This window comes from Plantactinospora sp. DSM 117369 (assembly GCF_053764795.1).
Genome location: NZ_CM132446.1, coordinates 1,641,160 through 1,654,969, shown reverse-complemented (window position 1 = coordinate 1,654,969; position 13,810 = coordinate 1,641,160). Strand labels below are relative to the sequence as shown.

Annotated in this window: 12 protein-coding genes; 5 read left to right on the top strand and 7 right to left on the bottom strand. The window is 74.3% G+C overall.

Annotation, left to right across the window (positions count from 1 at the left end; genetic code table 11):
* Positions 1-22 precede the first annotated feature (22 nt).
* The 6 genes from ACSMXO_RS07515 to ACSMXO_RS07490 form a co-directional block, all read right to left on the bottom strand.
* A complete protein-coding gene (locus tag ACSMXO_RS07515; RefSeq protein WP_346256102.1) occupies positions 23-223 on the bottom strand; it encodes a hypothetical protein in 201 nt (66 codons plus the stop codon).
* A gap of 154 nt (positions 224-377) precedes the next feature.
* Positions 378-899, bottom strand: a complete 522-nt coding sequence (locus ACSMXO_RS07510) for a S26 family signal peptidase (protein ID WP_455417171.1) — start codon at positions 897-899, stop codon at positions 378-380.
* A 29-nt stretch (positions 900-928) separates the two neighbouring features.
* Entirely contained in the window at positions 929-1,912 is a 984-nt protein-coding gene (locus tag ACSMXO_RS07505; protein WP_455417170.1) for a nitroreductase, read from the bottom strand.
* A complete protein-coding gene (locus tag ACSMXO_RS07500) occupies positions 1,913-3,004 on the bottom strand; it encodes a GNAT family N-acetyltransferase (RefSeq protein ID WP_455417169.1) in 1,092 nt (363 codons plus the stop codon).
* Positions 3,001-3,441 (bottom strand): DUF4188 domain-containing protein, encoded by a 441-nt coding sequence (locus ACSMXO_RS07495; protein WP_346256098.1) that lies wholly within the window; start codon positions 3,439-3,441, stop codon positions 3,001-3,003. Before ACSMXO_RS07495 ends, ACSMXO_RS07500 begins: the two co-directional genes overlap by 4 nt.
* 3 nt (positions 3,442-3,444) lie before the next feature.
* Positions 3,445-5,034, bottom strand: coding sequence for a phenylacetate--CoA ligase family protein (locus ACSMXO_RS07490; protein WP_455417168.1), 1,590 nt, complete (start codon positions 5,032-5,034; stop codon positions 3,445-3,447).
* A 129-nt stretch (positions 5,035-5,163) separates the two neighbouring features.
* Between ACSMXO_RS07490 and ACSMXO_RS07485 the strand changes: the two genes are divergently transcribed.
* The 5 genes from ACSMXO_RS07485 to ACSMXO_RS07465 all read left to right on the top strand — a co-directional run bounded on the left by ACSMXO_RS07485 (position 5,164) and on the right by ACSMXO_RS07465 (position 12,749).
* Complete coding sequence (locus ACSMXO_RS07485; RefSeq protein WP_346256096.1) at positions 5,164-5,811, top strand: HD domain-containing protein; 648 nt, start codon at positions 5,164-5,166, stop codon at positions 5,809-5,811.
* A 134-nt stretch (positions 5,812-5,945) separates the two neighbouring features.
* A complete protein-coding gene (locus ACSMXO_RS07480) occupies positions 5,946-8,171 on the top strand; it encodes an MMPL family transporter (protein ID WP_455417167.1) in 2,226 nt (741 codons plus the stop codon).
* A gap of 78 nt (positions 8,172-8,249) precedes the next feature.
* Complete coding sequence (locus tag ACSMXO_RS07475; protein WP_455417166.1) at positions 8,250-9,425, top strand: sensor histidine kinase; 1,176 nt, start codon at positions 8,250-8,252, stop codon at positions 9,423-9,425.
* Complete coding sequence (locus ACSMXO_RS07470) at positions 9,422-10,111, top strand: response regulator (RefSeq protein ID WP_455417165.1); 690 nt, start codon at positions 9,422-9,424, stop codon at positions 10,109-10,111. Before ACSMXO_RS07475 ends, ACSMXO_RS07470 begins: the two co-directional genes overlap by 4 nt.
* A gap of 106 nt (positions 10,112-10,217) precedes the next feature.
* Positions 10,218-12,749 (top strand): ATP-binding protein, encoded by a 2,532-nt coding sequence (locus tag ACSMXO_RS07465; RefSeq protein WP_455417164.1) that lies wholly within the window; start codon positions 10,218-10,220, stop codon positions 12,747-12,749.
* A 36-nt stretch (positions 12,750-12,785) separates the two neighbouring features.
* Here ACSMXO_RS07465 and ACSMXO_RS07460 read toward each other — a convergent pair whose 3' ends face one another.
* A complete protein-coding gene (locus ACSMXO_RS07460) occupies positions 12,786-13,631 on the bottom strand; it encodes a trypsin-like serine peptidase (RefSeq protein ID WP_455417163.1) in 846 nt (281 codons plus the stop codon).
* Positions 13,632-13,810: the final 179 nt, after the last annotated feature.

The following is a 13,810-nucleotide window of genomic DNA, read 5'->3' as shown; positions in this document are numbered from 1 at the left end:
GCCGGCACCGCCGAGGTGTGGGCTACGGACAGCCGGTGGGTCCGGTACGCGCCTGGCAGCTACAGGTGTAGCCGGTGCCCTGTGCGCAGCACCGCTCGTAGTAGAGATAGCTGGAGCGGCAGTAGCAGTAGCTGCTCCACCAGCAGGGTTGGGCCTGTGCCTCGACCTTCGGCACGGCCATCGTCACCATCCTGTCGGCGACCCGGCGGACGAACCTCTTCATCCTGCACTCCCTTCCGGAACGGTCGGGCCCCACGCTAGGCACCGGCGGTACACCGGCCATACAGCTTCCGCATAGTGCGGCTGGGGCTGGCGGCGGCGACTCGGATCCGACCAGGCTGGCGGCGACTCGGATCCGACCAGGCGGGGAGGCCGGCTCAGATCCGGCGGAGCACGACGCCGAGCAGCCGGTCGGCGGTGACGTAGCCGTAGTGCCGGGAGTCGTAGCTCGACGCCGCGTTGTCGCCGATCGCGACCAGCCGGTCCGGGGGAACGACCTCGTCGTCCAGGGTGGCCAGCGCCGGCCCGGCACCGTGCGGCACGGGGTCGCCCGCGACCGCGACGGCCCGCTTGATCAGCCATCCGTCGGACGGGCGCACCTGGCCCGGTGGCCGGCTCGGGGCCGACGCCCGCCTCGGGTCCGGGGGCGGAGTCGACCCGGGTGTTCCCGCCCGCCGGACCGGCGGCTCCGGCGCCTCGGCGAAGACGACCAGGTCGCCGGTGCGGAGCTGCGCGGCGCGGCGGCGGCGGACCAGGACCCGGTCACCCTCCCGCAGCGCCGGCTCCATGCTGGGGCCGCGCACGGTCACCACCACGAACCGCCTGCGGAGCAGCACGATGCCGAGCACCGCCACGACTGCCAGCACGACGGCCAGCCCGGCAGGCCACGCCCCGTCCATGGCTCACCACTGTATCGACAGCCGGCCGGTCAGTCGCCGGCGTGCCCGGCACCGCCGGTCCGGCGGGCGGAGCGCGGCGCCGTACCGGCCGGTCGGCCGACCCGGGCGACGTGCAGCAGCCGATCCGGTGGCGCGTCCAGCACCGAACCCAGCGCGTCGCGGGTCGCGGGCGCGTCGATGAGCTGGCTCAACGGATGCGCCGCCAGGCCGGCGGCGTGCAGGGTCAGCCAGACCCGCATCAGCACCCGCCCGAACCCGACCAGGCCCGCGTCGTCCGCTCCGGACGGTCCGACGAGGACCAGCACCGCGCCGCCGAGCGCGAGCGGGTTGCCGGCGGCCGCGGCGAGCAGCCGGGGCAACCCGAGCCGGCGCAGCACCGGGTACGCCGCCAGGGCCGCCCGCAGTCCGGTCGCCTCGCCCCGGGACAGCCCCAGGCAGCGGTCGGAAAGCCCGTCGGCGCGGTAGCCCGGGTGTCCCGGGGTGAGCCGCAGCCAGGACCGCAGCTCGGCGACGACCGCCGGATCCGCGTACAGGTGCCGGTCGGCGACCCGGAGCAGTCGGGCCAGCAGGTCGGCGTCCGGCACCATCCGGACCGCTCCGCCGGCCGCCCGCGCCACCGCGTCGGCGGCCGCGACCGCCTCGGCCGGTGGACCCGCCGAGAAGCGCCCCCGGTGGGTACGCCGCCCGCGCACCTCCGCCGCCCCGAACGGGGTGTCGTAACGGCTCCCGGACGCCCGCAGCCAGCCCACCCGACGCTCCCCGGCGCAGTGGTCCGGCACGAACCCGACCCGCCGCCCGGCGTCGGCCGCCACGACCAGGCAGGTCTCGACGAACGCGCCGAGCGACAGCCACAGGTCCCGGCCGGACGGATCGGCCGCCGGCAGCGCGTCCGCCGGATCCCAGCCCACCCGGATCTCCGCGGCCCGGTAGTCGAGCCGCCACGGCTGGGTGTTGTGCGCACTCGGCGCCCGCCAGCAGAGCGGCTCCAGCGCCCGGAACGCCGCGACGTCCACCTACAACGCCTTCTCGTAGAAGGTGTACCCGTGCAGTGGCCGGCCGCCCATCCCCCGGAACTGCGCGGCCGAGGCCGGGTTGTCCCGCCCGACGTACGTGCTGCGCAGCGTGGTGTAGCCCCCGGCGTGCAGGTTCCGGTGCAGTTGCGCGGAGAGCATCCGCTGGTAGCCGCGCCCCTGGTATTCCGGCAGCACGCCCTTGACGATCAGTACCGCCTCCCGCCGGTACCGCCGCCGGGTCGCCAGCAGCCGGAGCTGGTTGACCAGGTTGAGGTTGCCCCGGACCCGGATCACGAACTCGCTGATGTCCGGGATGCAGAGCACGAAGGCCACCGGCCGGTCGGCCCGGGTCAGATAGAGCAGCAACGACTCGTCCAGCAGGTACGCCAGCCCGTCGGTCTGCCGGCGCAACTGCTCGGCCGAGATCTCGGTGTAGTAGCCGAGCTGGGCGAAGGAGGCGTTCAGCAGCTCGCGCAGCAGATCGAGCTGCTCGTCCAGCCGCCGCAGGTCGCCCCGGTGCACCCGCAGTTCCGGATCGTCGACGACCGGATCGGAGCCGGCCGGGGTCGGGGTCACCGGGCAGATCCAGGTGTCCGACTCGAACCGCCGGGCGAAGCCGTACGACTCGTAGGCGGTCACGTACCTCGGCGGGTTGTAGGCGCTGTCGACGAAGCCGCGGTCGGCGTACCCGGAGGTGATGACTCCGCCGGCCTCGTTGGGCAGCAACGCCACCGGCCCGAACAGCACCTCCCGGTCGCCGGTGGCCCGGCCGGCCGCGGTGATCGCCGCGAAGAGCGGCTCCGCCGCCGACTCGGTGAACTCGGTCAGCCCGAAGAGCTGGCACCGCCGGCCGAGCTTGGCGTCGAGGCCGGCGTCGGTGTGCAACGTGGTCCGGCCCACCGCCGCACCGGTGTCGGCGTCCCGGAGCAGGTACATCGGCACGCCCTCGCGCCACCAGCGCCGGACCTGGGCACGGATCGGGGGCACGAAGCGCGGCTCGTCCGCGTACACCCGGTCGGAGACCGCGAGGAAGTCCCGCAGCCCGCGCCGGTCGACGACGCGTTCCAACGTGGTCGTCGCGGCGCTGGTCACCGCCGCACCGCCGGTCCGGTCGTCTCGGTGCCGAGCGGGGTGAAGGTCGGGATGTGCGCCATCTCGGTGGACTCGGCCCGCCACGCGCCGTTGGAGTAGCCGTCCGGCTCGGCGGTGTAGAGCCGGATGTAGCCGGCGGTCGCGTTCCGGGTGCCGTCGGTGACCCACATCATCAGCCTCCGGTGGTGCCGGGACCGCGCGAACCGCAGCATCGCGTCCCGGTCGGCGAAGAACGCGATGGTGCCGAGGGTGAACGGAAACTCCCAGTAGACGGTGTGCCAGCGGTATCCGGACATCCGCCGGAGGTCGCGGACCATCCGGAGCCAGACCGGCCAGAGCCGCAGGATCGCCAGCGGGCTCCGGTAGCGGGTCGCGCCGATGAACATCGCGCCGGCCCGAGCCTGCGCCGGGGCCTGGGAGAAATCCCGGGTACGCATGCCTCAACCTCCCAGCAGGTAGACGTTCTTGATCTTCTGCTCTCCGGCGAACGGGCCGGTACCCGGCTCGTGCAGTTCCACCCGCAGCTCACCGGCGGTCGGGTCCTCGGTCAACGACTGGGCGAAGTCCCGGGAGACGGCGGCGAGGTGCCGGCGCACCCCGTCCCGGCACGCCCCGGCGAGGGCGTCGCGGACCGGTCCGGCCAGCGGGCGGCGCAACTCCAGGTGCACCACCGGCCGGGTCTCCAGCCCCGCGTCCTCGGCCAGCGCCAGCCGGAACCGGCTGATCTCGGCCGCGTACGGGTTGCCCGCGTAGAGGCCGTACTCGACATCCTGCGGATAGAGGTTGGCGCCGAGGTAGGAGACCGTCGAGTCGCGCCGGCCGAAGAGCAGCAGCACCGGCAGGGTCATCCGCTCGCCGGCCACCGCCGCCCGGCACTCGGCCCGGCACTGCGGATCGTCCCGGACCAGGTCGAGGATCCTCCGGTACGGCAGCAGCACCGCCTCGTCGCCGACGTTGTAGCGCAGCCGTGGCTGGAGCACGTCCAGGCTGGTCACCGTGCAGAGCAGTTCGCGCCGCTCGTTGGTCTCCAGATAGGTGGCCAGCGGGTTGTACTGGAACACCATCGGCAGCCGCTGCTCGTCGCCGCCGAGCACCGCCGCCCGGAACCCGGAGTCGGTCCACATCCGGCGCCGCAGCCAGACCGTGAACGCGGTCTCCGCGCCGATCCCGATGGTCAGGTCCGAGGCGCCGTACGCGGACCGCACCCGGGCGAACCGCTCCTCCAGATAGCTCCGCAACGCCTCGGTCATCCCCTCGCCGCCGCAACTGGCGGAAATGCGGTAGCTCGACCAGGGGAAGCCGTCGGCGTCGAGCCGGTCCCGCAGGTGCTTCAGGAACGGCGGGTACGCGGTCACCAGGTAGTCGAAGTCCGGCCCGAACTCGTGGAGCGTATCGATGATCTTGCCGAGGTCGGGGCCGGTGTTCTTCACCACCGCGATCCGGGACATCGCGGCGCCGGTGGTGGTCCCGGTCGCCCAGGCGCCCATCGAGTAGGCGTTGATGACGAACGGCCGGCGCATCGGAAAGACCAGGCTGGTGTAGCCGGCGATGTCGTGGTGCACCGCGCGCAGTTCCCGCTCGCCGCGCGGCCAGTTGAACGGCCGGCCCGACGAGCCGGCCGACTCGTCCACCACCACGCCCCGGGCCGGCAGCCGGCCACCCCAGCAGCGCCGGGCGGCGTCGTGCGGCACGACGTAGTTCTCCTTGTCGGTCTCCGGAAACTCGTCGAGCCGGCGGCGGACCCGTGCCCCGTCCGGCCGGGCCCGCAGGAAGGCCCGGTACGCCGGGACGTCCAGCGCGGCGAGCGCGCAGACCGCCCGCGCGTTCGCCGCCGCGATCCGGTCGAAGACCGGGTGGTGCCGGCCGGCCAGCCACCGCCAGCCGACCGGGTGCCGGAGGGCGAGCCGGAACACGGCTGTCCGGAGCCGCCCGGCGAGCGACAGGCGTGCCCGGCGCCAGCGTTCGCGGAGGGTCAGACCTGGTGACGTGAGTGTGGACGGAGCGGGGTACCGACGCAACGTCTCGGTCATCACAGCAGTGTCGGCCGGCCCGGCCGCGCGTACCTGAGCATCCGTACCCAGTCCTGGCCGCCCGGTAGCGGTGGCGCCGTGGGCAGCGGGTGCTTGCCGCCGCCGGGTACAGCTTGCCAGACTCGGCGGGTGACCGGACTGCTGACCCGGTGGCGTACGGCGGCCGTGGCGGCCGGAGCGACCCGGGACGAGGCGACCACCACCGCCGCCGGTGCCGAATTGCTCCAGCGCTGGCGCGAGCCGCACCGGCGCTACCACGACGTGCGGCACCTGGCGGCCGTCCTCGCGGTGGTGGACGAGGCGGCCGGCCAGGCCGCCCGGCCCGACCTGGTCCGGCTGGCGGCCTGGTGCCACGACGCGGTCTACGACCCCCGGGCGGGCGGCGACGCCAACGAGCGGGCGAGCGCGGAACTCGCCGCCGGCCTGCTGACCGGGCTCGGCATACCGGCGGAGGCGGTGGCCGAGGTGGTCCGGCTGGTGCTGCTCACCGCCGGGCACCGGGCCGCGCCGGAGGACCGGGACGGCGCCCTGCTCTGCGACGCCGACCTGGCGATCCTGGCCTCCCCCGCCGCCGAGTACGACCGCTACGCCGCCGCGATCCGGGCCGAGTACGCGCACGTCCCCGACCCGTCGTTCCGGGCCGGCCGCGCGGCGGTGCTGCGAAACCTGCTCGCCCTTCCGGCGCTCTATCACACGCCGGAGCTGGCCCGCCGGGGTGAACGGCCGGCCCGGGACAACCTGCGCCGCGAGTTGGCCGGGCTCGGCGTCCCCGCCTGACCACCGTCCCCGGCACCCCGGCGCGGCGTACTGCGATTTCAGTAGCCGAGGTGTCAGCAGCCGCACGACGACGGGACGGTTCCCGGGGCCGACTCTGAGGGGCAACCGATCCCGATCCCGGAGGCCCCTGTCCCGTGGCTACCTTTCTCTACCGACTCGGCCGGCTGGCCTTCCGCCGTCGCTGGTACGTCCTGCTGGTCTGGGTGGCGGTACTGGGCGGCGTCGGGCTCGCGTCCAGCACGGCGGCGGAACTGCCGGAGGACTCCGGGACGATGCCGGGGATCGAGGCGAGCGACGCGTTCGAGCTGATGCGGCAGCGCTTCCCCGGCAACGCCGAGCAGGCGAGCGCCCGGGTCGTCTTGGTCGCCCCGGCCGGGGAGCGGCTGACCGACGCCGGCAACCGGGCGATCGTCGACCGGCTCGTCGCCGAGGCGTCCCGGGGCAGCCAGGTCGTCGCCGCCATCGACCCGTTCCGGGCCCGCGCGGTGAGCGCGGACGGATCCACCGGGTACGCGACCGTCACGTACTCGGCGCCGGCCGACGGCCTGACCGACGCCAGCCGGCAGCAGTTGCGGGAGGCGGTGGACCGGGCACGGGCGGCCGGGTTGACGGTGGAGGTCGGCGGGCCGGTGCTGGCCAGCGAGCCCGAGGTCGGCGGGGTGAGCGAGGTGGTGGGGATCGGGCTCGCCGCGCTGGTCCTGCTGGTCACGTTCGGCTCGCTGATGGCGGCGGGGCTGCCGCTGCTCACCGCCGTGCTCGGGGTGGGCGTCAGCCTGCTGGCGATCTTCGCCGTCGGCGCGTCCTTCGGGCTCTCCACCGCCAGCACCACCCTGGCCGCCATGCTCGGGCTCGCGGTCGGGATCGACTACGCCCTCTTCGTGGTCTCCCGCTATCGGGAGGAACGCGCCGAGGGGCACCCGCCACCGGAGGCCGCCGGGCTGGCCGTCGGCACCGCCGGCTCGGCGGTGGTGGTCGCCGGGCTGACCGTGGTCATCGCGCTGGCCGGGCTCGCGGCGGTCGGCATTCCGACGGCGGCCAGGATGGGCCTGAGCGCCGCCGGAGCGGTGATCGTCGCGGTGCTGATCGCGGTGACCCTGGTCCCCGCGCTGCTGGCTTTCTGCCCGGACGCCGTACTCGCCCGGCGGGTCCGCCGGGGTCGGGCCACCGGTTCGGCGGGTCCGGCCGACAATCTCGGCACCCGGTGGGCGCGGTTCGTGCTGCGCCGGCCCGTGGCCGTACTGCTCGGCTCGGTCGCCGGCCTCGTACTGCTCGCCGTTCCGGCGCTGGACCTGCGGCTGGGCATGCCCGGCGACGAGAGCCGGTCGACCGCGACCACCGAACGCCGGGCGTACGACGCGCTGGCCGCCGGCTTCGGGCCGGGCGTCAACGGCCCGCTGGTCATCGTGGTGGACGCCCGGAACGCGGCCGATCCGCAGGCGGCGGCGCGGACCATCGGGGCGACGATCGCCGCGACCCCCGGCGTGGTGTCGGTCTCCCCGGCACAGTTCAACCCGGCCGGCGACACCGCGCTGTTCACCGCCGTTCCGTCCAGCTCACCGACCAGCGAGCAGACCGCGGACCTGCTCGGACGCATCCGCGCCGCGCGGCCGGGCACCGTGGCCGGCACCGGCGCGACGTTCCTGGTCACCGGCAGCACGGCGGTGGAGATCGACGTCGCGCGGAAGGTGCCGGGGGCGCTCGCCCCGTACCTGGCGATCGTGCTCGGCCTGGCCTTCCTGCTGCTGGTGGTGATCTTCCGCTCGCTGCTGGTACCGCTGAAGGCCGTCTTCGGGTTCCTGCTCTCGCTCCTCGCCGCGATCGGCGCGGTCGTCGCGGTCTTCCAGTGGGGCTGGGGTGCCGACCTGATCGGCCTCGAACAGACCGGGCCGATCATCAGCCTGATGCCGATCACGCTGGTGGGGATCGTCTTCGGCCTGGCCATGGACTACGAGGTGTTCCTGGTCTCGCGGATGCGGGAGGCGCACAGCCATGGGGAACCCGCCCGCCAGGCGGTGGTCACCGGCTTCCGGCACAGCGCCCGGGTGGTGGTGGCCGCCGCGCTGATCATGATCGCCGTCTTCGCCGGGTTCGTCGGCGCCGACCTGGCCATGATCAAGATGATCGGGTTCAGCCTGGCCGCCGCCGTACTCTTCGACGCCTTCGTCGTCCGGATGGCCCTGGTGCCCGCGCTGCTCGCGCTGCTCGGCGAGCGGGCCTGGGCGCTGCCGCGCTGGCTGGACCGGCTGCTGCCGCGCCTCGACCTGGAAGGCGAGGCCCTGCGCCGCCACCGGCACACCACCGACGGCACCCCGACCGTCGACCCGGTACCGGTGGCCGGCCGGCAGTCATCGCCGGGCTGAGCTGCGGCAACCCGGGTCGGCTCGCGGTGCGGGCATCATCGACCATGGAACTCCAGACCACGCCGGCCGGAGCCTGTCATGACGATCAGCCAGTACGCCAGGGAGCACCCCCGGCTCGTCGACGCCGCCCTGGTCGCCCTGATGGTCTGCGCGGCCGCCGGTCCCACCTCGCTGAACAGCGACCTCTCCGGCACCGACAACCTGAGCTGGCGCTCCGCCGTCCCGCTGGTCCTGGCCGGCGCGCTGGCGCTGCTCTGGCGGCGCAGCCACCCGCGTGCCGTGGTGCTGGTCACGGCGCTCTGTGCCAGCGCCGCCGGCGGGTTCGGCTATCTGGTCACGCCGTTGCTGCTCGCCCCGCTGATGGTCGCGCTGCACGAGCTGGCCGTGCGGGTCCCCGGCCGGACCCCCCGGCGCTACTACCTCGCGGCCACCGCCTCGGTGGTGGTGTCGGCACTCCTCGGCGACGACTACGGCTACTCCTGGCTGCTGACCGTCCTCAACCCGCTGCTCTTCCTGCTGCTGCCGGTCGCGCTGGCCGAGGCCACCCGGCTCCGGCACGCCTACCTGGCCGCCGTCACCGCCCGCGCGGAGTACGCCGAGCGGAGCCGCGAGGAGGAGGCCCGGCACCGGGTCGCCGAGGAGCGGGTACGCATCGCCCGCGAGCTGCACGACGTCGTCGCCCACCACCTGACCCTGGCCAACGCCCAGGCCGGCACGGCCGCCTACCTGGCGCGCGACCGGTCCGAGCAGGTACCCCGGATCCTCACCGAGCTGACCGGCACCACCTCCGCCGCGCTGCGCGAGCTGAAGGCCACGGTCGGCCTGCTGCGGCAGCCCGACGACCCGAACTCCCCGCTGGAACCCGCTCCCGGGCTCGGGCGGCTCCCGGAACTCACCGCCGCGTTCGCCTCCGCCGGGCTCGACGTCGAGGTGACCGTCGAGGGCGAAGCGCGGCAACTCTCCCCGGGCGTCGACCTGACCGCGTACCGGATCGTGCAGGAGGCCCTCACCAACGTGACCAGACACGCCGCCACCAGCACCGCCTCGGTACGGCTGGCCTACGGCTCGGACCGGCTGACCATCACCGTCAACAACGACTCCGCACCCACCGGGTCCGCCGCCGGGCCGCCGGGCGAGGGCTTCGGCATCGTGGGCATGCGCGAGCGCGCCCACTCGGCGGGCGGCCGGTTCCGGGCCGGACCGCGCTCCGCCGGCGGGTTCACCGTCACCGCCGAACTGCCGATCCGGTCGTGACCGCCGTCGAGGACCGACCCGGGACCATCCGGGTCCTGCTCGCCGACGACCAGGCGCTGCTCCGGGCGACCTTCCGGTTGCTGATCGAGGCCAACCCCGACATGGCGGTGGTGGGCGAGGCCGCCGACGGCGCGGAGGCGGTGGCGCTGGCCCGGGCCCATCACCCCACCCTCGTCCTGATGGACATCCGGATGCCCCGGGTCAACGGCCTCGACGCCACCGCCGCCATCTGCGCCGACCCGACCCTCACCGCCACCCGGGTGCTCGTGCTCACCACCTTCGAGACCGAGGAGTACGTCGCCCGGGCCCTGCGCGCGGGCGCCAGCGGCTTCCTCGGCAAGGACGTCTCCGCCGACGGGCTGCTCGACGGGATCCGCACGGTCGCGGCCGGCGAGGCGCTGCTGTCGGCCGCGGCGACCCGGGCCCTGATCAGCCGCTTCCTCAGCACCGCCGAGCCGGACCCGCCCGCCGGATCCGTCGCGCGGCTGGCGACGCTCACGCCCCGGGAGCGCGAGGTGCTGGTGCTGGCCGCCGAGGGCAGCTCGAACGCCGAGATCGCCGAGCGGCTCGTGGTCAGCCCGCTGACCGTGCGTACCCACATCCAGCGCGCCATGACCAAGCTGCACGCCCGGGACCGTACCCAACTCGTCGTCATCGCCTACCGGACCGGCCTGGTACGACGATGATCGATGCGATTGGCGGCCCGGACTATCCTGGGTGCACCTTCCGCGACGCCCGGTCGGGGTGCCGGTACGCCGAGCGAAGGTGCCGTACGCCGGGAGAAGGTGCGGGATGCGGGAGACCGGTCGGGGGGCGCTGCTCCGGTTCGTCGCCGAACTCAAACGGCTCCGGCAACTCGCCGGTGCGCCGTCGTTGAACAACCTGGTCGCGGTCGCCGCCCGGTTGGAAAAGCCGCTCGCCCGGACCACACTCAGCGACAAGCTGAACGCCAAGTCGCTGCCGGACTGGGAGTTCGTCCTCGCGTACGTGCACGCCTGTCTGGGCTACGCCGAGCAGGTCGGTGCCCGGGTCCCGGCGGAGCTGGCCGACCTCCGCCGGTGGGATGCCGCGCACTGGCGGCTGCTGCGAGCCGTGGACACCGCCCGGGTGGCCGACCGGCTCAGCGCCGCGGCGTACACCGAGATCGGCCGCCACGCCGCCCGCGTCGACCAGTCGGCGCGACCGGCTCCGTCCGGACCGGCGGCGCCCGACCGGCCGGCGGGGCCGGTCGGGACGGAGCCGCTGACCACCGACCTGCCGGTGGTGCCCCGGCAGTTGCCGGCCGCGCTGCGGCACTTCGCGGGGCGGGCGGCGGAGGTCGCCGCGCTGACCAAGCTGCTCGCCGAGTCGGCCGGCCCGCCGGGTGCGGTGTTGATCTCGGCCATCGGCGGGACGGCCGGGATCGGCAAGACCGCCCTCGCGGTGTGCTGGGCGCACCAGGTGGCCGACCGGTTTCCCGACGGGCAGCTCTACGTCGATCTGCGCGGCTTCGACCCCACCGGGCCGGCGACCGGCCCGGAACAGGCGTTGCGCGACTTCCTGGAAGCCCTTGCCGTACCGGCGGAGCGGATCCCGGTGGGGCTGGCCGCCCGGGCCGGGCTCTACCGCAGCCTGCTCGCCGGCAAGCGGGTGCTGGTGCTGCTGGACAACGCCCACGACGCCGACCAGGTACGCCCGCTGCTGCCCGGGTCGCCGGGCTGCCTGGTTGTGGTGACCAGTCGCAACCAGATGCCGGCACTCGTGGCCGAGATGGGCGCGTACCCGCTGGTCCTGGACCCGTTGCCCGGGCCGGAGGCGCGCGAGTTGCTCGGCCGGCGGCTCGGTCCGGATCGGGTGGCCCGGGAGCCGGAGGCGACCGATCGGATCGTCGCCGCCGCGGCCGGGCTGCCGCTGGCGCTGGCCATCGTCGCCGCCCGCGCGGCCACCCACCCGGACTTCCGGCTGGCCCGGCTCGCCGACGAACTGGGCGACACCCGGGCCAGCCTGGACGGGTTCGCCGGGGCCGAGACCGGCACCGACATCCGGACGGTCTTCTCCTGGTCCCTGCGGAACCTGGATCCGGCCAGCGCGCGCCTGTTCCGGCTGCTCGGCCTGCACCCCGGACCGGACCTGTCGGTGGTGGCGGCGGCGAGCCTCGCCGGCCTGGCCGTGCCGGAGGTCCGGCGGTCGCTGGCGACGCTGGCCCGGGCGAACCTGGTCACCGAGCACACCCCCGGCCGGTACGCCCTGCACGACCTGCTCCGGGCCTACGCCGCCGAGCAGGCCGGCACGGACGACTCCGACCCGGAGCGCCGCGCCGCGCTGGGCCGGCTCTTCGACCACTACCTGCACACCGCACACGCCGCGGACCTGCTGGTGCACCGCCACCGGGACGACATCAGCCTGCCACCGGCACAGCCCGGTGCGGTGCTGCCGGACCTGGCCGACGGCACCGAGGCGTGGACCTGGCTCACCGTCGAGCACCGGGTGCTGCTCGCCGCGGTCGCCCAGGCCGTCGCCACCGGCTTCGACGTGCACGCGTGGCAGCTCGCCTGGACCATGAACACCTACCTGGACCGGCTGGGAGCCTGGCAGGACCAGTCCGCCGCACAGCACCTGGCGCTGCTCGCCGCCACCCGGGTGGGCGACCGGAACGGCCAGGCCCGCGCCCACCGCAACCGGGCGATAGCGTGCCTGCGGCTGGGCGAGTTCGACGAGGCCCACCACCACCTGAGGCAGTCCCTGGACCTCTACGGTGCGCTCGGCGACCGGGTCGGCAGCGCCCGTACCCAGCTCAATCTCGGCATCCTGGCCGAGCGCCAGGGGTGTTACGCGCAGGCCCTGCACCACGCGCGGCGGGCCTTCGACCTGTTCGACGCCGTCGACCATGCGGCCGGCCGGGCCAACGCGCTCAACAACATCGGCTGGTACCACATCCAGCTCGGCGACCACCGGCGGGCGCTCGGCTACTGCCAGCAGGCCCTCGTCGAACAGCAGCGGGTCGGCAACCGGTACTGGCAGGCGCACACCTGGGACAGCCTCGGCACCGCGCACCACCACCTCGGGGACCACCGGCAGGCCGTCGACTGCTACGAGCACGCGCTCGCGCTCTGGCGGGAGGCCGGCGAGCGCTACCACGAGGCCACCACCCTGACCCACCTCGGCGACACCCAGCACGCCACCGGCGCCGCCGAACCGGCCCGGACAGCCTGGCGGCAAGCCCTCGACATCCTCGACCGGCTCGGCCACCCGGACGCCGAACAGCTCCGCAGCAGGCTGCGTACCGAGGTCGAAGCCCAGATCCGGGCGGACGCCGGGTGCGCTCCGGACGGGCCACCGCCCTGAGCACACCCGGTGCCGCCCACCAGCGCGAGGTCAGGGTCACCGCCAGGACATCAGGTCCCGGTACGCGGCCTGGGTGATCCGGGTGGCGAGGTTGTTGACCGCGCCGGGCCCACCACCGTACGGGCCGGAGGTGTGGATCCCGAACACCGTCCACGGATCCGGGTCCGGGTCCGGCAGCGGAATCGGCTTCGGCCGGGTCGGGCACCATTCGTCCGGGTCGACGGTGTAGAGCGGGCTACCGTCCTGCCCGGAGCTGGTGTCGTGCTGGTGGTACAGGACGCTGGCCGTCTCCGCGCGGATATGGTCCTGGCTGCGCCACTGGGTCGACCCCCGGTCGGCCGGATATCCCTGGCTGCGTGTGCAGGCACCGGTCACGGACTCGTTCGTCCAGCCGAGCGGGTACCAGCCGGTGGCGTTCCCGATCGCGCAGTCGAGCTGTACGGCACCGTAGTCATGACCCGGATCGGAACTCCTGGTCCAGCCGCTGGCGGCGAAGGCGGCGCGCGCCCGGCACGACCCGTACGGCGCCCGGTCACCGTCGTAGCCCGGATAGGCCATCAGGTTGCTGCGCCACTGGCCGCCGGCGCCGGTGTGCACGCAATGTCCGGCGGTCGCCACCGTACGCTCACTGATCATGAAACCGGTGCACTGCCCACCGGTGAAGGTGAGCAGCACGGTCGCGCTGCCCGGGAAACTGGTGGTGTCGGTGACCGGGGTGCGCTCGTCGGGCTGGAAGACCCCGTTGACGTTGGCGCCGGCGGCCGTGGCACCGGTGTCCGCAGGCGACGACGCGGGCGTGGCCGCAGCCGGGTTGCTCCCGGCGACCACCGAGCCGGCAACGGCGACGGCAACGGCGACGGCCGTCCATCTTCTTCTCACCATGACTTCCCTTCGACCGGCGGGAGATCCCGCGCAGCGGATGTCGATGGGCGTCATCGTCGACCGGGCGGCCGCTGTCCGGCGGATTTCCGGACAGCGGCCAGGGTGAGGCAGGCGCGCGGGGCTCGGGTCGAGATCCTCGGGTCTCAGCGTGCTCCTCGGGTCTCAGCGTGTTCCTCGGG